The sequence below is a fragment of the Nocardia paucivorans NBRC 100373 genome (assembly GCF_000308675.1).
GTDB lineage: Bacteria > Actinomycetota > Actinomycetes > Mycobacteriales > Mycobacteriaceae > Nocardia > Nocardia paucivorans.
In genome coordinates, this window is record NZ_BAGE01000057.1 from 113011 (window position 1) to 135828 (window position 22818).

19 protein-coding genes, 4 tRNA genes and 1 pseudogene are annotated in these 22818 nt (G+C 66.4%); 6 read left to right on the top strand and 18 right to left on the bottom strand.

Annotated elements, in window-relative coordinates:
- Positions 1 to 235: 235 nt before the first annotated feature.
- From ON32_RS30285 to ON32_RS21150, 12 genes are all read right to left on the bottom strand, one after another.
- Entirely contained in the window at positions 236 to 499 is a 264-nt protein-coding gene (locus ON32_RS30285) for a hypothetical protein (protein WP_245551201.1), read from the bottom strand.
- Positions 500 to 516: 17 nt separating this feature from the next.
- Entirely contained in the window at positions 517 to 834 is a 318-nt protein-coding gene (locus ON32_RS30290; RefSeq protein WP_245551202.1) for a hypothetical protein, read from the bottom strand.
- 46 nt (positions 835 to 880) lie between these two features.
- Positions 881 to 1594: a 50S ribosomal protein L1 gene (gene rplA, locus ON32_RS21105; protein ID WP_040792707.1), complete on the bottom strand. Its 714-nt coding sequence runs from the start codon at positions 1592 to 1594 to the stop codon at positions 881 to 883.
- A 111-nt stretch (positions 1595 to 1705) separates the two neighbouring features.
- Positions 1706 to 2140: a 50S ribosomal protein L11 gene (gene rplK / locus ON32_RS21110; RefSeq protein ID WP_040792708.1), complete on the bottom strand. Its 435-nt coding sequence runs from the start codon at positions 2138 to 2140 to the stop codon at positions 1706 to 1708.
- A gap of 82 nt (positions 2141 to 2222) precedes the next feature.
- The gene (gene nusG / locus ON32_RS21115) at positions 2223 to 2996 is read right to left on the bottom strand and encodes a transcription termination/antitermination protein NusG (RefSeq protein ID WP_040792709.1); all 774 of its coding nucleotides are present in this window, start codon (positions 2994 to 2996) and stop codon (positions 2223 to 2225) included.
- Positions 2997 to 3108: 112 nt separating this feature from the next.
- Entirely contained in the window at positions 3109 to 3504 is a 396-nt protein-coding gene (gene secE, locus ON32_RS21120) for a preprotein translocase subunit SecE (RefSeq protein ID WP_040792792.1), read from the bottom strand.
- A gap of 36 nt (positions 3505 to 3540) precedes the next feature.
- Positions 3541 to 3613, bottom strand: a tRNA-Trp gene (locus ON32_RS21125).
- A gap of 260 nt (positions 3614 to 3873) precedes the next feature.
- The gene (locus tag ON32_RS21130; RefSeq protein ID WP_040792793.1) at positions 3874 to 4956 is read right to left on the bottom strand and encodes a fused (3R)-hydroxyacyl-ACP dehydratase subunits HadA/HadB; all 1083 of its coding nucleotides are present in this window, start codon (positions 4954 to 4956) and stop codon (positions 3874 to 3876) included.
- 262 nt (positions 4957 to 5218) lie between these two features.
- Entirely contained in the window at positions 5219 to 5389 is a 171-nt protein-coding gene (gene rpmG / locus ON32_RS21135) for a 50S ribosomal protein L33 (RefSeq protein ID WP_011211653.1), read from the bottom strand.
- Positions 5390 to 5434: 45 nt separating this feature from the next.
- A tRNA-Met gene (locus ON32_RS21140) sits at positions 5435 to 5507 on the bottom strand.
- A 72-nt stretch (positions 5508 to 5579) separates the two neighbouring features.
- A tRNA-Thr gene (locus ON32_RS21145) sits at positions 5580 to 5652 on the bottom strand.
- A 240-nt stretch (positions 5653 to 5892) separates the two neighbouring features.
- A tRNA-Tyr gene (locus ON32_RS21150) sits at positions 5893 to 5975 on the bottom strand.
- Positions 5976 to 6146: 171 nt separating this feature from the next.
- On the opposite strand from ON32_RS21150, the gene ON32_RS21155 reads away from it, so the two are divergent.
- A complete protein-coding gene (locus ON32_RS21155) occupies positions 6147 to 6638 on the top strand; it encodes a YajQ family cyclic di-GMP-binding protein (protein ID WP_040792710.1) in 492 nt (163 codons plus the stop codon).
- A gap of 37 nt (positions 6639 to 6675) precedes the next feature.
- Here the strand turns inward: ON32_RS21155 and htpX are convergent, their stop codons facing one another.
- Together htpX and ON32_RS21165 are read right to left on the bottom strand one after the other, a co-directional pair.
- Positions 6676 to 7560, bottom strand: a complete 885-nt coding sequence (gene htpX, locus ON32_RS21160) for a zinc metalloprotease HtpX (RefSeq protein WP_040792711.1) — start codon at positions 7558 to 7560, stop codon at positions 6676 to 6678.
- A 265-nt stretch (positions 7561 to 7825) separates the two neighbouring features.
- On the bottom strand, positions 7826 to 8848 hold the full coding sequence (locus tag ON32_RS21165) for a polyprenyl synthetase family protein (protein ID WP_040792712.1): 1023 nt from the start codon (positions 8846 to 8848) through the stop codon (positions 7826 to 7828).
- A gap of 134 nt (positions 8849 to 8982) precedes the next feature.
- On the opposite strand from ON32_RS21165, the gene ON32_RS21170 reads away from it, so the two are divergent.
- Positions 8983 to 10284 carry a geranylgeranyl reductase family protein gene (locus tag ON32_RS21170; protein ID WP_040792713.1) on the top strand — a complete coding sequence of 434 codons (1302 nt, stop codon included), beginning with the start codon at positions 8983 to 8985 and terminating at the stop codon, positions 10282 to 10284.
- An 84-nt stretch (positions 10285 to 10368) separates the two neighbouring features.
- Here ON32_RS21170 and ON32_RS29055 read toward each other — a convergent pair whose 3' ends face one another.
- Both ON32_RS29055 and ON32_RS21180 read right to left on the bottom strand, forming a co-directional pair.
- Positions 10369 to 11013 (bottom strand): hypothetical protein, encoded by a 645-nt coding sequence (locus ON32_RS29055; protein WP_157224279.1) that lies wholly within the window; start codon positions 11011 to 11013, stop codon positions 10369 to 10371.
- 699 nt (positions 11014 to 11712) lie between these two features.
- Positions 11713 to 12219: a DUF2505 domain-containing protein gene (locus tag ON32_RS21180; protein WP_040792715.1), complete on the bottom strand. Its 507-nt coding sequence runs from the start codon at positions 12217 to 12219 to the stop codon at positions 11713 to 11715.
- Between the two features lie 41 nt (positions 12220 to 12260).
- On the opposite strand from ON32_RS21180, the gene ON32_RS21185 reads away from it, so the two are divergent.
- From ON32_RS21185 to ON32_RS21195, 3 genes and pseudogenes are all read left to right on the top strand, one after another.
- Positions 12261 to 12713, top strand: coding sequence for a DUF3592 domain-containing protein (locus ON32_RS21185; RefSeq protein WP_040792716.1), 453 nt, complete (start codon positions 12261 to 12263; stop codon positions 12711 to 12713).
- 83 nt (positions 12714 to 12796) lie between these two features.
- A pseudogene (locus ON32_RS21190) lies at positions 12797 to 13492 on the top strand (demethylmenaquinone methyltransferase); the annotation flags it as partial.
- A 353-nt stretch (positions 13493 to 13845) separates the two neighbouring features.
- A complete protein-coding gene (locus ON32_RS21195) occupies positions 13846 to 18117 on the top strand; it encodes a bifunctional nitrate reductase/sulfite reductase flavoprotein subunit alpha (protein WP_040792795.1) in 4272 nt (1423 codons plus the stop codon).
- Between the two features lie 161 nt (positions 18118 to 18278).
- Here the strand turns inward: ON32_RS21195 and ON32_RS21200 are convergent, their stop codons facing one another.
- Positions 18279 to 18599 (bottom strand): NIPSNAP family protein, encoded by a 321-nt coding sequence (locus tag ON32_RS21200; RefSeq protein WP_051133528.1) that lies wholly within the window; start codon positions 18597 to 18599, stop codon positions 18279 to 18281.
- A gap of 45 nt (positions 18600 to 18644) precedes the next feature.
- A complete protein-coding gene (locus tag ON32_RS21205) occupies positions 18645 to 19022 on the bottom strand; it encodes a DUF4267 domain-containing protein (protein ID WP_040792717.1) in 378 nt (125 codons plus the stop codon).
- Positions 19023 to 19513: 491 nt separating this feature from the next.
- Here ON32_RS21205 and ON32_RS21210 point away from each other — a divergent pair, with 491 nt between their 5' ends.
- Positions 19514 to 22786 (top strand): ATP-binding protein, encoded by a 3273-nt coding sequence (locus ON32_RS21210; protein ID WP_040792718.1) that lies wholly within the window; start codon positions 19514 to 19516, stop codon positions 22784 to 22786.
- Positions 22787 to 22818 lie beyond the last annotated feature (32 nt).

The window sequence follows — 22818 nt, forward strand, 5'->3', positions numbered from 1 at the left end:
CCTTCGACCGACCCCATACGGAATCAGCGACCAACGGTCTTCGGTAGAACGGATTGGGTAGCGGTCGAACACGTCGACAGCCATCGCCCAGAGTACCGCGACACCATCCCATCTGCCAAAACGGGGTGGTTCAACAGGTGGTTCCAGCCCTCGATTCCACCCGGCCGCGGGGGCGCGCTCCGAGTATTCGCTCCGAGTATTCAGGCCCCGAACGACCGTTCCTCCGGTACCTCGATCATCGCGGTATGTGTGCGGACCGAACACACAGCCCGGTCAGCGCCGCTCGTGCCCCTGTCCGGAACGACTCGTTCGTAACGAGACCGTCCGCGCCGATATCGTCGGAGAGCACCGGAAGTCGAGGGCAGAGCGCCGGATCGACATCGGCGCCCACATACGTCAACACACCCGCCAATGTCGCGACCGCACCGTCACCGCGTCCCGGCGGCGCGATGGTGATCCAGGCAGCGGGTTTGCCGTGCAGGTCGGCGGTGCCGACCATCCAGCCCAACAGATTCTTCAGGCTGCCCGGGCAGTGTGCCCGCGTATTCCGGCGTGCAGAACAACACGGCGTCCGCGCGCGAGTTCGACGCGCAGTTCACGCACCGCGGCCGACTCCGGCACCCCGTCACCGGGAACGAAAGCGGGCAGTTCGGTCAGGCCGCCGTACCAGCGGGCCTCGATTTCCGTCGGGGCAATGGTCTGCACCGTGCGCAGCACCGCCGTATTAGTCGAACCCGCGCGCGTGCTTCCCGAGATGAGCAGAACAACCGACACGAAACCGGGCAATGCTCCCGCGCGCGGAAGTAGTTCGGATACGACCAGGGGCGGGAACACGGTTCGCGTTCCCGCCCCTGGGGCTCGTGCTATCTGCTCGCGCTACCTATGCGTCCTCGTCGAGGAGGTTGCGGGTGCGGTTCGGGTCCACCGGGATGCCCGGTCCGGTGTTCGTCGAAATCGTCACCTTCTTGAGGTAACGCCCCTTCGCGGTCGACGGCTTGGCACGCAGGATCTCGTCCAGCGCGGCACCGTAGTTCTCCACCAGTTTGGTGTCGTCGAACGACGCCTTACCGATGACGAAGTGCAGGTTGGCCTGCTTGTCGACCCGGAAGTTGATCTTGCCGCCCTTGATGTCGTTGACCGCCTTGGCCACATCGGTGGTGACCGTACCGGTCTTCGGGTTCGGCATCAGGCCGCGCGGGCCCAGCACGCGGGCGATCCGACCCACCTTGGCCATCTGGTCGGGGGTGGCGATGGCGGCGTCGAAGTCCAGCCAGCCGCCCTGGATCCGCTCGATCAGGTCCTCGGCACCGACGGCATCCGCACCGGCGGCCTCGGCCTCGGCGGCCTTCTCACCGGCCGCGAACACGATGACGCGGGCGGTTTTACCGGTGCCGTGCGGCAGGTTCACGGTGCCGCGAACCATCTGGTCGGCCTTACGAGGGTCCACCCCGAGCCGGATGGCGACCTCGACGGTGGCATCGGTCTTGGTGGTGGCGGTCTCCTTGGCCAGCCGCGCGGCGGCGAGCGGGGAGTAGAGCGTGCTGCGGTCGACCTTGGCGGCCGCGGCGAGATATGCCTTGCTTCGTTTTGCCATGTTTCGTCTGTCCTGTTCGTGGTTCAGCTGTGGTTGTTCGGGCCTGGCCGGCCCTCCCACCTATGACGCTCGGCCCCGGCGTTCATCCGAGGGCTTCGCTGAGCGAAATGCTCAGCCCTCGATGGTGATACCCATCGAACGCGCGGTACCGGCGATGATCTTGGCCGCCTGCTCGAGATCGTTGGCGTTCAGATCTTCCTGCTTGGTCTTGGCGATCTCACGCACCTGATCCATGGTCACCTTGGCGACCTTGTTGCGGTGCGGCTCGGCCGAGCCCTTCTGCACACCGGCGGCCTTGAGCAGCAGCTTGGCGGCAGGCGGAGTCTTCAGCTTGAAGTCGAAGGACCGGTCCTCGTAGACCGAGATCTCGACCGGGACGACATTGCCGCGCTGCGATTCGGTCGCGGCGTTGTACGCCTTGCAGAACTCCATGATGTTGACGCCGTGCTGACCGAGCGCCGGACCCACCGGAGGGGCGGGGTTCGCCTGGCCGGCCTGGATCTGAAGCTTGATGATCCCGGCGAGCTTCTTCTTCTTGGGGGGCATCTTTCTTTCCTAGTTGTGTGGGTTCCTTGCTCTTTGCAAGTTCCGGACCGGGACCGTTCGTCCCGGGAGGCGCGGGCGCCGCCTAGATCTTGGCGACCTTGGTGAATTCCAGTTCGACCGGGGTTTCGCGTCCGAAGATCGAGACCAGAACCTTGAGCTTCTGCTGTTCGGCATTGACCTCGGAGATGGTGGCGGGCAGCGTCGCGAACGGACCGTCCATCACGGTCACCGATTCGCCGACCTCGAAATCGACCTCGATCGCCGGCTTGGCCGCGGTTTCGGTCGTGGTCTCGGGTGCCGTCGTGGTGGCCGCGGCAGCCGGCGCCTTCTTCTGCTTCTGGGCCGGGACCAGGAACTTCACCACATCGTCGAGGGACAGCGGGGACGGCCGCGAGGTCGCGCCGACGAATCCGGTGACACCGGGGGTGTTGCGCACGGCGCTCCACGATTCGTCGTTGAGGTCCATGCGGACCAGGATGTAACCGGGCAGCACCTTGCGGTTGACGTTCTTGCGCTGGCCGTTCTTGATCTCGGTGACCTCTTCGGTCGGCACCTCCACCTGGAAGATGTAGTCCTCCAGGTCCAGGTTCTGCACACGGGTCTCGAGATTGGCCTTCACCTTGTTCTCGTAACCGGCGTAGGAGTGGATGACGTACCACTCGCCGGGCGCGCGACGCAGCGCGGCCTTCATCTCCTCGGCCGGGTCGGCAGGGGCCTCCTCCACCGGGGCGGGTGCGGGCTCGTCAGCCACGGGCTCGGCGTCGGATGCCGATTCCTCGACGGGCTCAGCGGCCTGCTCGGCCGTCGTATCGTCGACCGGGAACTCGTCGCTGGTGTCGTTCTCCGGGGTGCTCACTGGGCACTCGCTTCCTGTGTCGTCACGTGCATCCTCTGCGTGCCGGGTACGGGCGTGGCGGATCGACTCCGTGGCGTCCCGCTCCGGGTCGGCTACCGGCTTACGGTCCCGGCTAGCCGAACAGCCAGTCGACACCCTTGATGAACACCACGTCCAACCCGTTGATGAACGCGACCATGAAGACCACGAACACCAGAACAACGCTCGTATAGGTGATCATCTGCTTCCGGTTGGGCCAGATCACCTTCCGCAGTTCCGCGATCACCTCACGCAGGAACTTGATCAACCGCTTGAACGGATTGCGCGACCGTTCGGCCTGGCCGGAGGTCTTGGCAGCCTTGCGTACGGAGGGACGATCGATGGTGGCGATCGCACCGGTGCCGACCGCGGAGGAGCCGGCGCGGCTTCGCCGCGCAGACCGCTTACCGCTCGGCCGATGCGCGGCGACGGTGTCATCGCCGTGATCGGCGGCATACCCGCCGTGGCGAGTGTCCCGCTCGTCGCTCACACCGTCTCCTCGCTCTCTCGTCGCCGGCTTCCAGGGCAGGGGCGACAGGACTTGAACCTGCAACCTGCGGTTTTGGAGACCGCTGCTCTGCCATTTGAGCTACGCCCCTTCGGCTGGGTGATGCACTCGCGGGGAGTACCTCCAGCCACATCTGCCGTATTCAGTTGTTCGTCGTGGTGTCACACAACACGCGCGCCGCTCCGGCAGGTGCCGGCCCCGTCCGCAGGTCCGTTCCGGGCCGATGTTCAGCCTACGCTCGAACCTGCTTGGAACCAGCCTTGCAGAGCAGCGCGCATCGGCTGGTGACCCCAGATTCCCGAGTGTACGGCACCACCTGCGACATAAGCCAATCAGGGGTACCGAACCAGGTCAGGACAGCTGGACGGTGGCGGTTGCGCGGCCGAAGATCTTACGCCCTCCCGACTTCGCCACAATGGCGACGACGGCCGTGCGGGTCTCCGGATCGACGGATTTGATCTTGCCGGTGTACTCGACCTCGGCCGGCTCTTTCGCGCCGACGAAAACCGGACTGGTGAACCGAACGTTGTATTCCTTCACCGCTCCGGGATCGCCGAGCCAGGAGGTGACGAACCCACCCCCCAAACCCATGGTCAACATGCCGTGCGCGACGACATCGTCCAGGCCCACCAGCTTGACGATCTCATCGCTCCAGTGAATGGGATTGGCGTCACCGGAAACACCGGCGTAGTTGACCAGATCGCCTCGGGTCAGTCGCACGGTCCGCGGCGGCAGCTCGTCACCCACCGAGACCTCGTCGAAACTGCGCGCGAATTTGCTGGGCACGATTCGTGGCGGTGCGGCAACCGGCTCGGATGCCGCAGGCACGCCCAGGGTGCGCGGACGATGGGCCGGTTCGGAACGGTCGTCGCCGTTGCCGTGCATCAGGACATGACGCACCGCATCGGTGAGATTCGGGTCGATATCGCCGCCACTGCGGCCGACCAGCGTGGTGTAGGTGGTGAGCACCAGTTCGTCGTGCTGATCGGTGACGATGTTCTTGGTGACGATGATGTCCCCGCCGAACGCCTGCCGGAACGAGTGCAGATAGACATCGCAGACCAACCGATCGCCGACCCGAATGGGCCGGTGGAATTCCAGAATCTGGTCGGTTTGCATGATCTGGCTCAGGTCGTAGCCGGTGACCACCGTTTCGAACAGCTTGCGCTGGGCCAGGATGCCGACAAGGGAGATAAAGGTCAGCGGAGCGACCAGACCGTCGTGGCCGTACTCGTGCGCGGCGTCCTCATCCCAATGCACCGGGTGATAGTCCTGGACGGCCCGGGCGTATTCCCGTACCTTCTCGCGGCCGACCTCGTAGTAGTCGTCGACGCGGTAGTGGTGACCGACCATGGCGGCGGCATGGGCGGCGGGATCGAAATCCGCCTCGTCCAACTGCGCGGCGGCAGCCTCGTCGGTCTCGGTGGTGTTCATAGTCACGGGAGGAATGTACCTATCTGACCCCGCTGGCTCGGAGTCGCCGGAGCGCGCACCACCGCGTACGCGGCTCGGAGTTACGAGCCGACATTTCCGGGATCACCGTTCCCGGGACGATTGCACGACCATGTGCGACGACCACGGCTTTCGGCCGATTGCCGAGAGGCGGAATCAGGGCTACCGGCGTCCTTGCGAGTCGGAGTCCGAGTGAGCCTCCAACCGCCGGGTCACACCGCGTGCGGCAGCGTCACGCAAATGGTCAACGAGATTCGCGGTGCGCCCGGTGAGTGCCGCAGTTCGGGCAGAACTTCTTCAGTTCCAGCCGGTCCGGGTCGTTACGCCGGTTCTTCTTGGTGATGTAGTTGCGATGCTTGCACTGCTCGCAGGCCAAGGTGATCTTTGGCCGGACATCGGTGGACTTCGCGGCCACGATATGCCTTCTTTCCGGTCAACCTGAGGGTCAATCAGTATTGGGTAGCGATGGCCGGACTCGAACCGGCGACACAACGATTATGAGTCGTTTGCTCTACCGCCTGAGCTACACCGCCTTGCGCACGAGCTTGCGACGGTGATGCCGCGGCCCTTGGAGTGCCGAGTCGGACACCACCGGCAATCCGGCGAGCCCCCTAACGGAATCGAACCGTTGACCTTTTCCTTACCATGGAAACGCTCTGCCGACTGAGCTAAGGGGGCATGGCTTCCCGACACCGAGACTCAATGACTCGCCTCGCTGCCCTGAAGACTTGAACGAGAGTACACACTCATTACCGCGAGCTCCAAACCACGAGGTCAAAGCTGGTTTTTCCGCCCTACGACCCCGGTCGGTCCCCTTTCTCCGGCGAGGCGGGGAAACCGCGCCGGGCGGATATCACGGATATGACGAAACGAGCCCTGCATGCGGTTTCCGCATGCAGGGCTCGGCTCCGTATGGAGTGGCAGGTGTAGGATTCGAACCTACGTAGGCTTTCACCGACAGATTTACAGTCTGCTCCCATTGGCCGCTCGGGCAACCTGCCGTCGCGCTTGTTCTGCGCGCAGAGCAGAATACAACGAACCCACACCCCGAACGCAAACTGCCTGGCCATGGGCGGTGCCGAACCCCCTCCGCACCGGTCGGGATAATACTGTGTGGTGCCGGGAACCTCCCTCGTGCACACTCAGTCGGACCCGTCAGACAGGAGCGCAGTGTGGCCGATTCGTCATTCGATGTCGTGAGCAAGGTCGACCGGCAGGAGGTCGACAACGCCCTGCATCAGGCGGAGAAGGAACTGAACACCCGCTACGACTTCCGCGGCACCGGGGCGAAGATCGAATGGTCCGGCGAGGACAAGATCGTGCTGAGCGCGGAGTCCGAGGATCGAGTGAAGGCCGCGCTGGAGGTTTTCAAGGAAAAACTCATCCGGCGGGATATCTCACTCAAGGCATTCGACGCGGGCGAACCGATGGTTTCGGGCAAGATCTACAAGATCACCGGTTCTCTGGTGCAGGGAATCGACGCCGAGCGCGCGAAGAAGATCTCCAAGAAGATCCGGGACGAAGGCCCCAAGGGAGTCAAGGCGCAGATCCAGGGTGATGAGCTCCGGGTGAGCAGCAAGAAGCGCGACGACCTGCAGGCCGTTATCTCGCTGCTGAAGAACGAGGATTTCGGTATCGCGCTCCAGTTCGTGAACTACCGGTAACGCGTACCCGATCGGCCTTTCCCCGGCCGCGAACTCCTCAGACGCGGCCGGGTGGCCGGCCCGCGAGCTGCTCCAGGCGGGCGACCCGGTCGGCGATCGGCGGATGGGTGGAGAACAGACGCGCGGCACGATCACCCACCCGGAACGGATTGGCGATCATCAGATGCGACTGCGCCGTCAGTTGCGGTTCGGGCGGTAGGGGCGCCGCCTGCACACCACGTTCGAGTTTGCGCAGCGCCGAGGCCAAGGCCAAGGGATCGCCGGTGAGCTCGGCACCGGATTGGTCGGCCTGATACTCCCGGGATCGAGAGACCGCCAGCCTGATCAGGGTCGCGGCGATCGGACCGAGTAGCGATACCAGCAATACGCCGAACACATTGGGGCCCGCCCCGTCACGGTTACCGCCGAACGCGGAGGCGAAGAACGCGAGATTGGCCAGACCGGAGATCACCGCGGCCAATGCCCCGGCGACCGAGGAGATGAGGATATCCCGGTTGTAGACATGCGACAGTTCGTGGCCGAGCACCGCCCGCAGCTCCCGTTCGTTCAGGATCTGCAGAATGCCGCTGGTACAGCACACGGCGGCATGTCGAGGGTTGCGGCCGGTGGCGAAGGCGTTGGGAGCGTTGGTGGGGCTGATGTAGAGCCGCGGCATGGGTTGCCGGGCGGTGGTGGCCAGTTCCCGCACTATGCGGTAGATGACCGGCGCCTGTGGTTCGGTCACCGGTTGGGCCCGCATGGCCTTCAGGGCGATCCGGTCGCTGTTGAAGTAGGCGTAGCCGTTCACTGCGACGGCCAATACGATCGCCACGATCAAGATCGCGGTATTGCGGAACATCGCCCCGATGAACACGATCAGAGCGGAGAGTCCGATCATGAGCCCGAAGGTTTTCAGCCCATTCGCAAACCCGTGCCCGTGCATACAGCTCCTGTGTTCGCTCACGTGCTCTGGACCCCGCTCACAACGGGCTCTCACCCCGTTGAGCAGTACAGCACCATAACGAACCGAGCCCTGCCGAAGTTCCCCGGCCGCCACACGGACCGAGTCCGGCAACCGAACGGGTCACATTGGCAAATATCGAGCAAAAGATGGTGTGCGACCTCGGAGGGTCACGCGGCCGAGGTCGACGTTCGCCACCGTCTTGTAGGCGTAATCCACGGCGCAGGCGCGGCCGAACCGCTATGGCTCAACCGACCCGTTCGATGGTGTATTGCACGAGCCGGACCAATGCGTCGTTGGCCGGCCCCTGCGGTAGCGCCGCGAGTTCGGCATGCGCCATATCGGCATACTCCCGCAGTTTTTCCTTGGCCTTGGCCATACCGGGTGAACGCCCGAGCAGTTCGAGCGCCTCGGCGACCTCGGCGTCGGTGGTCGGCGGACGGTGCAACAGGGCGCGCAGCCGGTCGCCGTCGGGACCTTCCTCGCGCAGGGCGTACAGCACCGGCAGTGTGTGCACGCCCTCACGCAGATCGGTGCCGGGAGTCTTACCCGACTGGGCGGCCTCGGAGGAGATATCGATGATGTCGTCCGAGATCTGGAACGCGGTGCCGACCGCGTCGCCGAGACGGGCCAGCCGCTCCACGTGTTCGCTGTCGGCACCGGAGAAGGTGCCGCCGAATCGTCCGGCCGCCGCGATCAGCGATCCCGTTTTCTCCCATACCGTGCGCAGATAGTGCGCGACCGCGTCCGAGGATTCGGCGGCGCCCATGGTTTCCCGCATCTGCCCGGTGACGAGTTCGGCGAAGGTTTCGGCGATGGTCCGCACCGCGTCGGGACCCAGCGTGGACACCAGGCGCGAGGCGTGGGCGAACAGATAGTCGCCCGCCAGGATGGCGATGCTGTTCCCCCAGCGCGAGTTCACACTGGGCGCACCGCGGCGCATGGTGGCCTCGTCCATCACGTCGTCGTGGTAGAGGGTGGCCAGATGCACGAGTTCGATGACGGTACCCGCGGTGATCAGATCCGGATCGGTGGGGCGCGGACCGAGCTGGCCGGTGAGGATGGTGAACAGGGGCCGGAAGCGTTTACCCCCGGCTCTGGTCAGGTGCAGAGCCGCCTCGCGCAGGAATTCCGCACCGTCGGACAGCTCTTCTACCAGTAGTTTCTCCACCCCGTCCAGGCCGTGGCGCACTGTCGCGGCGAGCTCGGCGTCACCGAGGTCCACCCCCGCCACCACCGTGCTCGTCTCGCTCACAGCAGATGTGCTCATATCTTCTCCCAGAGACGCGTCCGACCCCACGGTGAAAGAACCTAGCGTGTTCACGTCCACAGGCCCATGAACACCGTCACTGTGCACGGTACCGGGCGTCGACACCACCGGTGCCCCCTGCGACTATTGACGCCATGGGTGCACCGGAAGAAGCCACGCCGGCCGACCGCACGGCGCCGCGATCGGGCGACACGGCACGGCCGAACCCGCTTCCGACCCGTACGCAGGTGCTGGTGGTGGGCGCGGGGCCGGCGGGCTCGGCATCGGCCGCCTGGGCCGCACGGGCCGGACGCGACGTCCTGCTGCTCGATGCCGCGGTTTTCCCCAGAGACAAAACCTGTGGTGATGGTCTCACCCCCCGCGCGACGGCGGAATTGGAGCAACTGGGTCTCGGTGAATGGGTGCGCGCACATACCGTCAACCACGGCCTGCGGATGACCGGATTCGGCCGGGAGGCGCTATTGCCGTGGCCCGGTGGCTCGTTCCCCACCTACGGCAGCGCGATACCGCGCACCGAGCTCGACGACAAACTGCGGGAGACCGCGGTGAAATCCGGTGCGAAGGCGCTGGACGGGACGAAGGTCGTCGCGGTGTCCCGGGACGGCGACCGGGTGAGTGGTGTTACCGTGCGCTCCGGCGACACAACCCACGAAATCGCCTGTGAAACCCTTGTCGTCGCCGACGGTGTGCGCTCCCCCGTGGGCAAGATGCTGGGTCGTACCTGGCACCGCCGATACGCGTACGGGGTGGCGGCCCGGGCCTATATCTCGTCCGACCGCAGCGACGATCAGTGGATCACCTCGCATCTGGAACTGCGTGACGCGGACAATGCGCTGGTCCCCGGGTACGGATGGGTTTTCCCACTCGCCAACGGGGAGGTGAATATCGGGGTCGGTTCGCTGGCCACCGAACGTCGTCCGTCCCATATCGCGTTGAAACCGCTGCTCGAGCATTACACCGCATTGCGCCGGGACGAATGGCAGTTGACCGGTCCGCTACGCGCGGTCGCCTCGGCGCTACTGCCGATGGGTGGTGCGGTGTCGACCATCGCCGGCCGCAACTGGGCCCTGGTCGGGGATGCCGCCGGTTGTGTGAACCCGCTCAACGGCGAAGGTATCGATTACGGCCTGGAAGGCGGGCATATGCTCGCCCCACTGTTGGACGAACCGGACCTGACCCGGGTGTGGCCGGAGTTGTTGCGCGCCAGATACGGTCGCACCTATTCGGTGGCGCGGCGAATCGCCGGACTGGCCACGCACCCGCGCATGGTGCCCACGGGCGGGCCGCCGGTGATGCGGTCGAAGTTCCTGCAGCGCACCGCGGTTCGTCTGATGGGCAATCTGGTCACCGACGAGGACGTGGATATGGTCGCGCGGGCCTGGCGGGCGGCCGGGCGGGCATCCATGCGGTTCGACGAACGACCACCGTTCGGATAGCCCACGGCTTTTCACCCGGCATCCGAGGAACTGCCCCATATCCGCGGGGCGTGGGGAATCGAGTGCACGCCACCGGAATCGCTCCTACTCGACGGTGCCGGCGGACCAGGGCACCACATTGTGTTTCTCGGTAGCGCGGATGACCGAAAACGGCGAGATCATGGTGCCGTCGGGCGCCACCTGGGTCCGAATCCCCATTTCACCGCGTGCGTTTATGGACATAATGCCTTGACCGGCCCAGACATCGCCGGTGAAGCCCTGACCGTGGATGTAATTCGCGAACAGCAGATGGGCGTCGCCACCGACGGTCCCGGCCGAGCAGGAAACCAGCAGTAGTGGGCTGTTCGGATGTTGAACGCACGCGGTCCGGAAGTCTTCGCTCATCTCCACCAGCCGACCGAGCACGATCCCATCGACATAGACCAATTGTTTCTCACCGGTTTTCGGGTCCCTATATGGGATTTCGAAGGCGTTTCCCGTGCAGTGAACCGTTACGGTGAGCAGTTCCGCGTCCGTTTCGGGGTCGAAGTACGGAGCCGGCCGGGGTTCTTCATCTCGATTCCTTATCAGACGTTCCGATCTCGTCTCGACGTCCGACGCCACCCAGAAAGGCAGGAATTCGCGATTTGCCGCCCGGTGCCTCCTATGTCCCCAAAGCTTCATGACCCCGGCCTCGAACTTTCCTGTGAGGAACCCCACTCCCCCCATGGAATCGTCGAAATTGATCATCGGCCGGATCATGACATTCTCGAACTCGAACTCGACATAGCGGCCTTGTCCATCCGTGCCGTACAGCGGAACCTGCGGTGGTCGCCCATCCGACTGCCAGTCCACCTCCAGCGTGTCGCCGAGTCGGATATCACCACCGGCCATGTCGTCCGATTGCCGCGTTCCACCACACCGATCGCTCCGGGTGACCGCGAGGGCGGCGCTGTGGTCGCCATCTCCGAATCCACCGACAGCCGACCTCGTGTCGCCGACCAGGACACCTTTCTTGCCGACCACGTCCGAAATTCCCGCCGTCAAGGCGTGGACCGTGCGAATGGCCGCCTCTTGCGCCTTTGCCACCGGACCGCCGGTCCCCGGGATCTCCACGAAACTTGCCCGCCTTCTCGCTCAACTTCCGTATTGCGAACGCGCAACCCCGGGAGTTGTCATGGCACCACGCCCTACCGTGCGATGTCATGCTCGCCCGCGGACCTCACCCATCCGGTAATATTACCTGCTCAGGGCAGCTTCTCGACACCGACCAGCTGTCGGTGCCCCACTGCCCCATCGCCGGCATCAAGCGATACGCATACGACAACATTCGGAAAAGCGCCGGCGGAACCAAAGAAATTCACTCCGCGGGGTCGAGATGGAAGTGCCGGCGCGAAGACAGGGCGGTTCCGCGCCGGCACCGGTGCCGAATATCACTCGGTTTCCCGATCAGTCCTGTCGTGCGGCGAACCAGTCCTCGATGAATTTGCGCTCTCCGGAGAGCACCCGATGGTGCAGTTGTTCGGCGAGCGGTTCGATGGCACCACCGACGAGGGGAACCTTCACCTTCACCGAGCCGACGGTCTCGATTTCGGAACCCGAACCGGCGGGTCGCAGCCGATAGGTGCCCGTCATCTCGGAGGAAATTCCGGTGGAGGTTCCGTGGAAGGTGCCCTCGGCGGTATCGCCGGTGAGCGGGCCCCAGGTATCGGTGCGGATGATCCGCAGCTCACTTTTGAGGACCTTGCGCACCACGGCGGGAATCCGGTCGGCGCGGGCCACTTCGCTCATCCCGAGTCGAATGGTGCCCGGCCCGTCCGGATGGGACAGTTCGAGGGTTGCGGTTTCGGTGGCGTCGACGAACCGGGCCTGCCATAGTTCGTCGCTGGTGAGAGCGGCGTGCAGCCGGGATGGTGGGACCGGATACGACAGCGTGAAGCTGAATTTTCGGGCCATAGCTCACGGTATCCGATATGGGTGCCCGCTAACCTGTGGCAGTGCCGGAAACCAGTAAGACGGACCAGCGGTCCGAACGTCTACGGCGGGCCCGGATCGCCGTGGTGATCACCGCCTCCGCGATCAGTGCCCTCGTGGTTCTGCTGGTGCTCGCGGCATGGCGCAACGACTATCTGATCGGTTCGGATATGGGGGTGACCACCGGCGAGGTGCTTTCTGCCGGCCGGCTTCGGTCGGCGGTCATGTACGTCACCCCGGACGGCGAGACACACAACCCCAAGGTCGGGGTGCTGTATCCGACCAATCTCACCGCGGGCGAGCGGATCACCGTGGAATACAGCAGGGCCGACCCGGATCTGGTGCGCGTGGCCGGACGTGATGTGCGGGTGGCCATCCCACCGGCGCTATCGGTGCTGGCGACCATCTGGGCGATCGCGCTGCCGCTGCTGTGGTTGTTGGTCCATATGGCCCGGCGCGCTTCCCGGGGCGAGTGAGCGGTTCGGCGGGAGTGTGCGCCGCCCGCCTCCGGACAAGCATCCGCGGGCCGTCATATCACCACATCCATTAAGGTCGTGCCGTGGCGAATACGCATACGGGCCGGGCCTCGCTGGACAAGCAACCACACGAGGTGGCGTCCATGTTCGACGGGGTGGCGCGGCGGTACGACCTGACGAATACCGTGCTCACCGCCGGCCTGGACCGCTATTGGCGGTGGGCGACCCGCAAGGCGATCGCGCCCCGTCCGGGTGAACGTGTACTGGATCTGGCGGCGGGGACCGGGGTTTCCACCGTGGAATTGGCCAAATCCGGTGCCTGGTGTGTGGCAACCGATTTCTCCCTGGGCATGTTGCAGGCGGGTCGGTTCCGCAAGGTGCCGATGGTCGCCGGGGACGCCACGGCGCTGCCGTTCGCCGACAATTCCTTCGACGCGGTGACCATCTCGTTCGGCCTGCGCAATGTGGCCGATACCGATGCGGCGCTGCGCGAGATGCTGCGCGTCACCAAACCCGGCGGTCAACTGGTGGTGTGCGAGTTCTCGACCCCCGTCGTCCCAGTGTTCAAAACCGTGTACATGGAGTTCGTGCTGAAGGCCCTGCCGGCGGTGGCGCGGACGGTCAGCAGCAACCCGGACGCCTACGTCTACCTGGCCGAGTCCATTCGGGCCTGGCCGAATCAGCGTCGACTGGCCCGCCGGGTGACGGAAGCGGGCTGGTCGGGCGTGCAATGGCGCAACCTCACCGGCGGTATCGTGGCCCTCCACCGCGGGTACAAGCTCGGCGGCCGAGCGTCGGTCCCGGAGGCGGCAGCACAGCGTAACCACGCAGGGGACAACGAAGCCGCCCATCGAACACAGCGGCCGAGCGTCGGCCCCGAAGGCGGCAGCACAGCGTAACCACGCAGGGGACAACGAAGCCGCCCATCGAACACAGCGGCCGAGCGTCGGCCCCGAAGGCGGCAGCACAGCGTAACCACGCAGGGGACAACGAAGCCGCCCGTCGAACACAGCGGCCGAGCGCAGCGAGTTCATTTTCCTCACAGCTGTGATGTTCGTCGGTGAGGATGAACTTCACCTTTCCCTAACGTTGGGAAAACGCGCCGAAATCGCGGGTGCGGATCATCGGGTGCATGTCCGACGCGGTAACCGACCGACAACCGGGCACGACCCGGACGGCGTGCTCATATTGTGGTGTCGGCTGCGGGATCGTTGCCACCACCCACCTCGACGACTCCGGGAATCCGGTGATCGCCAAGGTGGCGGGCGATAAACTTCATCCGTCGAATGCGGGCAGGTTGTGCACCAAGGGAGCGACCCACCTGGAGCTCACCCGCACCTCCGGCCGGATGACCACGGCCTATCGGCGACCCGAACGCGGCGCGCAGCCGCAACCGGTGGCGGTGGACGATGCGGTGCGGGAGGCCGCCGCGCGCCTGCGGGCCATTGCCGATGAGCACGGACCGGACGCCATCGCCGTGTACGTCTCGGGTCAGATGTCCCTGGAAGCCCAATATCTGGCGACGAAGCTGGCCAAGGGCTATCTGCGGACCACGCATATGGAGGCCAATTCCCGGCTGTGCATGGCGAGCGCGAGCACCGGCTACAAACAATCGCTGGGTGCGGACGGACCCCCCGGTTCCTACGACGATATCGACCACGCCGATCTGTTCTTCGTGATCGGCGCCAACCTGTCCGACTGCCACCCCATCCTGTATCTGCGGATGGTCGACCGGCTCAAGACCGGGGCCAGGCTGATCGTGGTGGATCCGCGCCGCACCGAGACCGCCGCGCGGGCCGATCTCTTCCTGCAGATCACCCCGGGTACCGATCTCGCGCTGCTCAACGGCCTGCTGCATCTGCTGGTAACGGCCGGTGACATCGATGAGGAGTTCATCGCCGAACACACCGAGGGCTGGGAGCGGATGCCCGGATTCCTCGCCGACTACACCCCGGGGCGGGTGGCCGAGATCACCGGGTTGGCCGTCGACGATATCCGCACCGCGGCGCGGTGGATCGGCGAGTCGGGGGAATGGATGTCGCTGTGGACGATGGGGCTCAACCAGTCCACGCACGGCACCTGGAACACCAATGCCCTCTGCAATCTGCATTTGGCCACCGGCGCCATCTGCCGCCCGGGTAGCGGTCCCTTCTCCCTGACCGGGCAGCCGAACGCCATGGGCGGACGGGAAATGGGCTATATGGGTCCGGGCCTGCCCGGCCAGCGCAGCCTGCTGTCGGCCGAGGACCGCCGGTTCGTGGAAACCGAGTGGGGGCTGGCGCCGGGCACCCTGCGCGAACAGGGCACGGGAGGCGCCATCGATATGTTCCGAGCCATGTCCGAGGGCACCATCAAGGCCGTCTGGATCATCTGCACCAATCCGGTGGCCACGGTGGCCAACCGCAAAACGGTGATCGCCGGGTTGGAAAAGGCCGAGCTGGTGATCGCCCAGGACATCTACACCGATACCGCGACCAACGCCTACGCCGATATCCTGTTGCCCGCGGCGGCCTGGTCGGAGATGGACGCGGTGATGGTCAACTCCGAACGCACCGTCACCCTGCAGCAGCGCGTCACCGATCCCCCCGGCGAGGCCCGCCCGGATTGGCAGCTCATCGCCCGGATGGCGATTGCGCTGGGTTTCGACGGGTTCGCCCATTCCTCGAGCGCCGAGGTATTCGCCGAGATCACCCGTTTCGCGAATCCGGCGACCGGTTACGGCCTGCGGGGGATGAGTTACGAACTGCTGCGTGCGGGGCCGATGCAGTGGCCGTGCGCCGACCCGTCCCGGCGCCGCAATCCGATCCGTTACCGCAATGACGGCATCGACCGGCCGCTGTTCGTGGACGAGTCCGGACGTCGTCCCCGGTTGGTTTTCCCGACACCGAGCGGACGTGCGGTGTTCTGGCCGCGACCGCATATGGCGCCCGACGAACTACCGGACGACGATTTCCCGTTCCTGCTCAATACCGGTCGGCTGCCGCATCAGTGGCATTCCATGACCAAGACCGGTCGTATCGCCAAGCTGGAGAAATTGAACGGGCGACCCTTCGTCGAGGTGCATCCCGACGATGCCCGGAGGTTGGGTGTGGCACCGGACGATCAGCTGGAGATCGCCTCGCGTCGGGGACGGGCCGTTCTCCCGGTGCGCATCAGCGATCGGGTGCGTCCCGGTGACTGTTTCGCACCGTTTCACTGGAACGACGAGCAGGGCGAGTATCTGACGATCAATGCCGTCACCAATGACGCGGTGGATCCGGAGTCCCGACAACCGGAGTTCAAGGCCTGCGCGGTGGCACTGCGCCGGGTCGCCACCATGGCCCGGCCGGAGGGCAGTGCGGCACCGGAATCACCACCCTCACGACCGGAGGCTCGACCGGGGCGGCCGGCGGCCGGCCGGGGCGGAACTTGTGAACCCGCGCATCCGTTGGCCACGTTGCTCGGCCTGGATACCACCACCCCTACCCTCTCCGAACCCGAACGGGTCTACCTGTCCGGATATCTCGCCGCCCTACAATCGGGGCCGGTAACCGGCGTTCCGGTATTGCCGGACGGCGCGCCGCTGGCACCGACGAGCCGCCTGTGGGTGGACGGACTGTTGGCCGGTCTGTACTCGCGTGAGGGTCGGCCGGCCGCCGGAGCGGCGGAGGCATTCACCGGAGACGAACCCGGCGAGGTCGCCGACCACGACCGTCGGGGGGTGACCGTGCTCTGGGCATCCCAGACCGGAGCGGCGGAAGAGTTCGCGGCGATCACGGCTGCCAGGCTCGCCGAGGCCGGTTTCCGGCCCCGACTCGTCGAGATGGATTCCGCCGAGCCGGCGTCGCTCAGCGGTGATGTGCTGGTCATCAGCAGTACTTTCGGTGACGGCGGTCCCCCCGACAACGGCGCCGATTTCTGGGAACGCCTGTCCGGTGGCGATACTCGGCTGACGGGAGTCCGGTACGCGGTCTTCGCGCTCGGCGATTCCTCCTACGACGACTTCTGCGGGCACGGCCGCAAACTCGACGAAACCTTCGCCGCTCACGGCGCCACCCGCCTACTCGCCCGGGTCGACAGCGAAGCCGACAGTGATGAGCCGGGCAAACGTTGGCTCGACGATGTCCTCGACGCACTCACCGGTACCTCGCCGTCCTCCGGCACCGTGCCCCGTATCGACCGCACCGCGACCGATGCGCCGGGGCGGGACACCGACCACACCGACACACCCGGCGCTGCCGACCGGTACACCGCCGGCGCGGGTACGGCTCTGCTCACCCGGGCGACGCGCCCTGTCGACACGGCGCCGTTCACCCGGAAGTCCCCGCTGACCGCTCCCTTGTGCCGCAACGAGCTGCTCTCGGCTCCCGGCTCGGCGAAGGAAGTCCGCCGATTGGGCTTCGATCTGCGTGGCCTCGACGCACGGTACGAGGTTGGCGACGCGCTCGGTATCCGGCCCGCCAACGCACCGCATGTCATTACCTCCTGGCTCGCCGCCACCGGGCTGAAGGGCAACCGCGGCGTGGAGATCGATGGCCGGGAGGTCCCATTGGCCGAGGCCCTGCGCACCCACTACGACATCACCAAGGTGAGCCACGAGCTGCTGGATTTCATCGCCGAGCGAAACCCGAACAACCGCCTCGCGAAACTGCTGCGCCGCGACAACCGCACCGAGCTGGACGCTTATCTGTGGGGGCGACAGGCGGTGGACGTGCTACGCGATTTCCCGGTCCGGGCCGATCTGGTCGAATGGCTCGCCGTGTTGAAGCGGCTCCAGCCGCGCCAGTATTCGATCTCCTCCAGCCCGCTGGTCAGCCCGGACGAGGTGGAGTTGACCGTCGGTGTGGTGCGCTACGGCGAGCCGGATCCCACCGGCCGCGGCGGGGTGTGCTCGACCTTCCTCGCCGATCGGGCGCAGAAAACCGGTGCGCCGATATTCCTGCAGCGTGCCCCGCATTTCAAACCGCCCGCCGACCCGACCGCGCCGATGATCATGGTCGGCCCCGGCACCGGTATCGCCCCGTTCCGTGGTTTCCTGCAGGAACGCCGAGCACTCGGCGCCACCGGACGCAACTGGCTGTTCTTCGGCGACCAGCACGCCGCGCACAACTTCTACTACCGCGCCGAACTCGAGGATATGTTCCGCACCGGCTTCCTCACCCGCCTGGACCTGGCCTTCTCCCGTGACCAGCGGGAACGAATCTATGTCCAGCACCGGATGATCGAACACGGTGCCGAGCTGTGGTCGTGGCTGCGCGACGGCGCCCACTTCTACGTTTGCGGCGACGCCGCCCGCATGGCCCGCGACGTGGACGACACCCTCCTCGAGATCGCCCGAGTCCACGGCAATATGGATGACGATGCCGCGCGGGCCTTCCGCAAGCAGCTCATCGCCGAAAAGCGTTACGTCCGCGACGTCTACTGATGTAGGTGGAGAAACAGATACCCTGGGAGAACACGGTCCGAGCACACCCCGAACCGGCCGTCCAGGTCGCGAAATGCGCGGGCGACGTTCTCCGGCTCCTCCGCTTCGGGCAACCCGAGCCTCGCGGGATCCGCTTCCGGAGAAGTTTGGGCTCGGCGCGCCTACAGCAGTGGTGATCCAGGAGCCGGGGTGAGTTGGGTGGTGGTCACCTCGATGATGGTGGTTGTGTCGAAACCCTCCATATCGGAGCGCAGTTCCGGGCCGGCCAGATACCGCTCGGTGATATCGGCCGGATCGGTGTCCGCAGGGAACGACAGCAATGCATACAGTCTCGGCACCTCGGAACCATCGGTCCACAGACCGTGTAGGCCGATGCCGTATTCCGGGAAGCTCACCAGATGCCGGGGATAGTGGATGGTCCGATAGCGCTCCAGCGCATCCGCCGTCGACAGTGTGTATATCCGGAGTTGATAGATCCTCATGAGCTGATTCCTGTTCCTATTCGCAAATGATGGTGTGGCCAGGGCTCAGGCGGTCAGCAGTAGCGTTGCGGCCACCAGGACCACGGCTGCGGCAGCGGCGTGTATGCCGTAGGCAGCCGACCTGGGGCCCCGGCTGCGGAGCACGATCGCCGCGTCGCCGATCGGGATGAGAGCGAGGCCGAGCATGAGTCCGCCGAGCAGCGCGGGTGTGCCGGCGGCGAGCAGAACGAAAATGCACACCCCGGAGGCCATGTCACGAACACCCTTGACGCGCAGCCAGGCACGGAAAGCGGGGTCCTGGATGGGGGAGTTCGGAATACCGAAACCGGCCGCACCCTGCGGCGCCCGGAAGGAACTCGCGCCCATGAAAACGATTGCGATGGCGATGACAGTGGCAAGGGAGCTGCCGATGATCGACTGCATAATGGATTCCTTTTCCGGGGGATATTCTCAGTGGAGACCGCGCCCGCGCCGATGGGCGTGACGATCTCGTCGTCTACGCGCCGGCCGACCGGCGCATCCGCTCGACTGCGAGGACTTGCTGCGTTGCGGTCCAGGCGATAACGGCATCGGTGGCCGAGTTCGGATACTGCGCGTATTCGGTGTCCACCAGGCCAGGCCGTCGTCGGCCTCATGTGAGTGGGCAGGGTCGGGCCGCGCGGAGGCGGCGGATGACATGCCGGATGACACGGCACCGTGTCGCCCGGGACGACCGCTGCGACGAGCTCGATCAGCAGCCGGGACTCGCGACGGAAAGCGCGGTGGACGATTTTTCCATCCTGGGTATCGACACTCATGGTTCCTGCCTTTCAAAGATTTTCGATCGACTCGAGACTGCCCCCGAGTGCTTGGAAGGGACTGGGAACCGACTTGGAACGCTCGAACGCGGCCACGCACGTAGGATGTGCCCCGTTATGGTCTTCATCCGGGTACTGGGCTCGTTCGCGGCCGAGGCCGGCGGCGAATCCCTTCCTCTCGGTGGACCTCGGCAGCGCGGCGTGCTGGCTCTGCTGGTGGCCGCACGCGGGCAGGTCGTTCCGGTCGACCGGATGGTCGAGGACCTGTGGCGCGGCGAACCTCCGTCGCGTGCCCTGGCGTCGTTGCAGGCGTACGTGTCCAACCTGCGCCGTCTGCTGGAGCCCGGCCGCCCACCACGGGCACCGGCTCGCTTGCTGGTGAGCGCATCGCCCGGCTATGCATTGCGGCTGCCGCGGGCAGCGGTGGACGCATGGCGTTTCGAGGAGCTGCTCGACGAGGCCCGCACGTTCGCCGATCCGCGTGATGCTCGCGTCCGGCTGGCCGAGGCGCTGGCGCTGTGGCAGGGGCCCGCGTTCGCCGAGTTCGCCGACGAGCCGTGGGCCGGCGCCGAGACCGCCCGGCTCGACGAGCTGCGTCTGGTCGCCCGCGAACTGCACATCGCAGCGGGACTGCGGCTCGGCCACCCCGCGATGGTGGTGCCCGATACGGAGAGCCTCACCCGCGACCACCCCCTACACGAGGAAGGCTGGCGCTTGCACGCGCTCGCGCTGTGGAGCAGCGGCCGCCAGGCCGACGCCCTGGCCGCGCTCCGCCGCGCCCGCGCCACCTTCACCGACGAACTGGGCCTGGACCCCGGACCGGACCTGGTGACTTTGGAGGAGGCGATCCTCACCCAACGCACGGATCTCCTCCCTGTAGCCGTCTCCCCTCCCCCGGCGGATGCACCCCGATCCGAGGCCGCACTGCCACCTCCGGCCGAAAAGTCCGGCACGACAACGTTCGTGGGCAGGGAAAATGAGCTCCAGGCGGTGGTGGCGACCGCCGGGGAGGCCGTCCGTGACGGGGTGCGCGTCGCGCTCGTCGCCGGGGAGGCGGGGCTCGGCAAATCGATGTTGCTCGAGCAGCTCGGTGCGCGGCTCGGGCAGCAGGGGTGGCTCGTGGCCGCCGGGCGCTGTCCCGACGTGGACAGCGCGCCGCCCGCATGGGCTTGGGTCGAGGTCCTGCGGACGATCGCCGCAAGCGTTCCACCGAGGGAGTTCGCCGACGACCTGGCACCGTTGCTCGCGGACTCCGTGACGGCGAACGGTGACGCGGCGGCCGGACGTTTCCGGCTGCGGCAAGCCGTGTGGAGCTGGCTCGCGGCGACCGCCGCCGACCGACCGGTCGCCGTTGTTCTGGACGACCTGCACTGGGCGGACGCCGCCACGCTGGAACTGCTCGGCGGTGGCGTCGGCACGCGGGCCCCGATCCTGATCGTCGCGGCGTACCGCGCGGACGAGAGCGAGCGCCTCACCGCGACGCTCGCATCCCTCGCCCGCGCCGCGCCCCTCCGGCTGGACCTGCCCGGACTCGATCGTGATGCCGTCGCGGAGCTCGTACGCGCCGAGTGCGAGGTCGACGACGCGACCGTGACCCGGATTGCCGAGCGGACCGGCGGCAACCCGTTCTATGTGCGGGAGACCGCGCGGCTGCTCAACGGTGAGGGCGCGTTGATCGCGCTCTCCGAAGTCCCCGAGGGCGTACGGGACGTGCTGCGACGCCGGTTCGCAAGGCTGCCCGAGAGCGGCGTGTCCGTCCTGCGGCTGGCGGCGGTGGCGGGCAGGGAAAGCTCGGTGGACGTGCTCGTGCGGGCCGCCGACACCGACGAGGACAGCGTGCTGGACGCGCTGGACGCGGGCGTCATCGCCGGATTGCTCGACGAGCCCGATCCCGGGCGTGTCCGGTTCGTTCACACGCTGGTCAGGGACACGCTGCTCACCGATGTCAGCCGAGTGCGAATCACCAGGATGCACGCGCGGATCGCCGCGGCCCTGGAGGGCTCCAGCGATATCGCGGCGCTCGCCCATCACTATGCGCGAGCAGGATCACCGAAAGCCGTCGGCTACTGCGTGCAGGCCGCCGAATTGGCCGAGGCGCGCTACGCCCATGATGTGGCGGCCGCGCTCCTCACCGACGCCGTCACCAACGCCGGTGGCCCGGACGAGCGCATCGACCTGCTCGGCAGGCTGCTGCGCGCGCAGGTCAGAGCCGGGGCCTTCGCCGCGGCCAGGAACACGCGCGAGCAGGCCGTAGAGCACGCCGAGTCGATCGGGCGCGAGGACCTGATGATCGCCGCGTTCACCGCCTGGACCGAACCCACCCCCTGGCAGGCCCGCCCCTACGGCACGGTCGACCGCCCCATCGTCGACCGTCTCAACCGTCTGCTCGAGCGGACCGACCTGGCTCCCGATGTGCGGTCCCACCTCCTCATCGCGTACGCCCACGAGCTGGTGGGCGAGGACGATCCGACGGTTATGGCGGCCGCGCGGGAAGCGATCGACCTCACCACCTCACCCCAGCTCCGGGCCGCGGCGCTGCTGGTCCTCGCGCGTGAGTCCGGGCGGGAGGATCACTCCCGCGAGCTGGTGGAGATCGGCGTCGAACACGACCTGCCCGTATATCGTGTGACAGGCCTGCTCAACCAGGCCTCGAACGCCGCCGCGGCCAACGACCCGGCGACCATGCGCCGCGTGACCGAAGAGGCGCTCGCACTCGCCCATACCTACCGGATGCCGGAAGCGACCGGCGCCGCCGAGATCGCGCTGGCGACACTGGTGCTCATCGAAGGCCGATTCGCCGACGCCGAGCGCCTCTACGTCGAGGCCACCGAACGCATGGAACGCGCCGGATCGGTGCACGCGGCCGGCTTCCTCCGCCTCGCTCTGGCGGCGATCTGGATCAACGACGGCACGCTCGGCGACCACTTGGATGAGGTGCGCGATATGCACGCGGCACTCGGCCCGATGGTCGCCGACCTGCTCGCACTCGCTCTCCACGCCGCGGGCCGCGGCGATGAGGCGTATCGGGCCCGTACACCACCGAGCTCGATCCGGCCCGACTTCTTCTTCACCTTCCTGACCAGCCTACGCGCGATGGCGGCCGTCGCATCGAACGACCGCGACGCTGCCGAGCAGATCTACGCGGACCTGCTTCCACACCGTGACGGTCCCCCGGCCGGCGCGGAGAGTGTGTCGCTGGCCGTGCGTCCGGTCGCCCACACACTCGGCGAACTCGCGCACCTCCTCGGTCGCGACGGCGAGGCCGCTGCCCACTTCGCCCAGGCCGCCGTCATCGCCGATCGGTGGAACGCCCCCACCTGGTCCGAGGACGCCAGAACACGCGCCGATCGTGTTCTGGGCGGTCAGGTTTCGTCCTCGCAGCAACGCTGAAAGCACGATCGGTGCCGGGGCGCTTCCGGTGT

Bases quoted from the DNA above. Each gene is read 5' to 3' on its own strand.
- ON32_RS21210 (WP_040792718.1), top strand. From the start codon at position 19,514: ATGGTCTTCATCCGGGTACTGGGCTCGTTCGCGGCCGAGGCCGGCGGC.
- ON32_RS21205 (WP_040792717.1), bottom strand. From the start codon at position 19,022: ATGCAGTCGATCATCGGCAGCTCCCTTGCCACTGTCATCGCCATCGCA.
- ON32_RS21195 (WP_040792795.1), top strand. From the start codon at position 13,846: ATGTCCGACGCGGTAACCGACCGACAACCGGGCACGACCCGGACGGCG.
- htpX (WP_040792711.1), bottom strand. From the start codon at position 7,560: ATGCACGGGCACGGGTTTGCGAATGGGCTGAAAACCTTCGGGCTCATG.
- ON32_RS30285 (WP_245551201.1), bottom strand. From the start codon at position 499: ATGGTCGGCACCGCCGACCTGCACGGCAAACCCGCTGCCTGGATCACC.
- ON32_RS21200 (WP_051133528.1), bottom strand. From the start codon at position 18,599: ATGAGGATCTATCAACTCCGGATATACACACTGTCGACGGCGGATGCG.
- ON32_RS21180 (WP_040792715.1), bottom strand. From the start codon at position 12,219: ATGGCCCGAAAATTCAGCTTCACGCTGTCGTATCCGGTCCCACCATCC.
- rplK (WP_040792708.1), bottom strand. From the start codon at position 2,140: ATGCCCCCCAAGAAGAAGAAGCTCGCCGGGATCATCAAGCTTCAGATC.
- ON32_RS21165 (WP_040792712.1), bottom strand. From the start codon at position 8,848: ATGAGCACATCTGCTGTGAGCGAGACGAGCACGGTGGTGGCGGGGGTG.
- ON32_RS29055 (WP_157224279.1), bottom strand. From the start codon at position 11,013: ATGATCAATTTCGACGATTCCATGGGGGGAGTGGGGTTCCTCACAGGA.
- rplA (WP_040792707.1), bottom strand. From the start codon at position 1,594: ATGGCAAAACGAAGCAAGGCATATCTCGCCGCGGCCGCCAAGGTCGAC.
- ON32_RS21130 (WP_040792793.1), bottom strand. From the start codon at position 4,956: ATGAACACCACCGAGACCGACGAGGCTGCCGCCGCGCAGTTGGACGAG.
- ON32_RS21170 (WP_040792713.1), top strand. From the start codon at position 8,983: ATGGGTGCACCGGAAGAAGCCACGCCGGCCGACCGCACGGCGCCGCGA.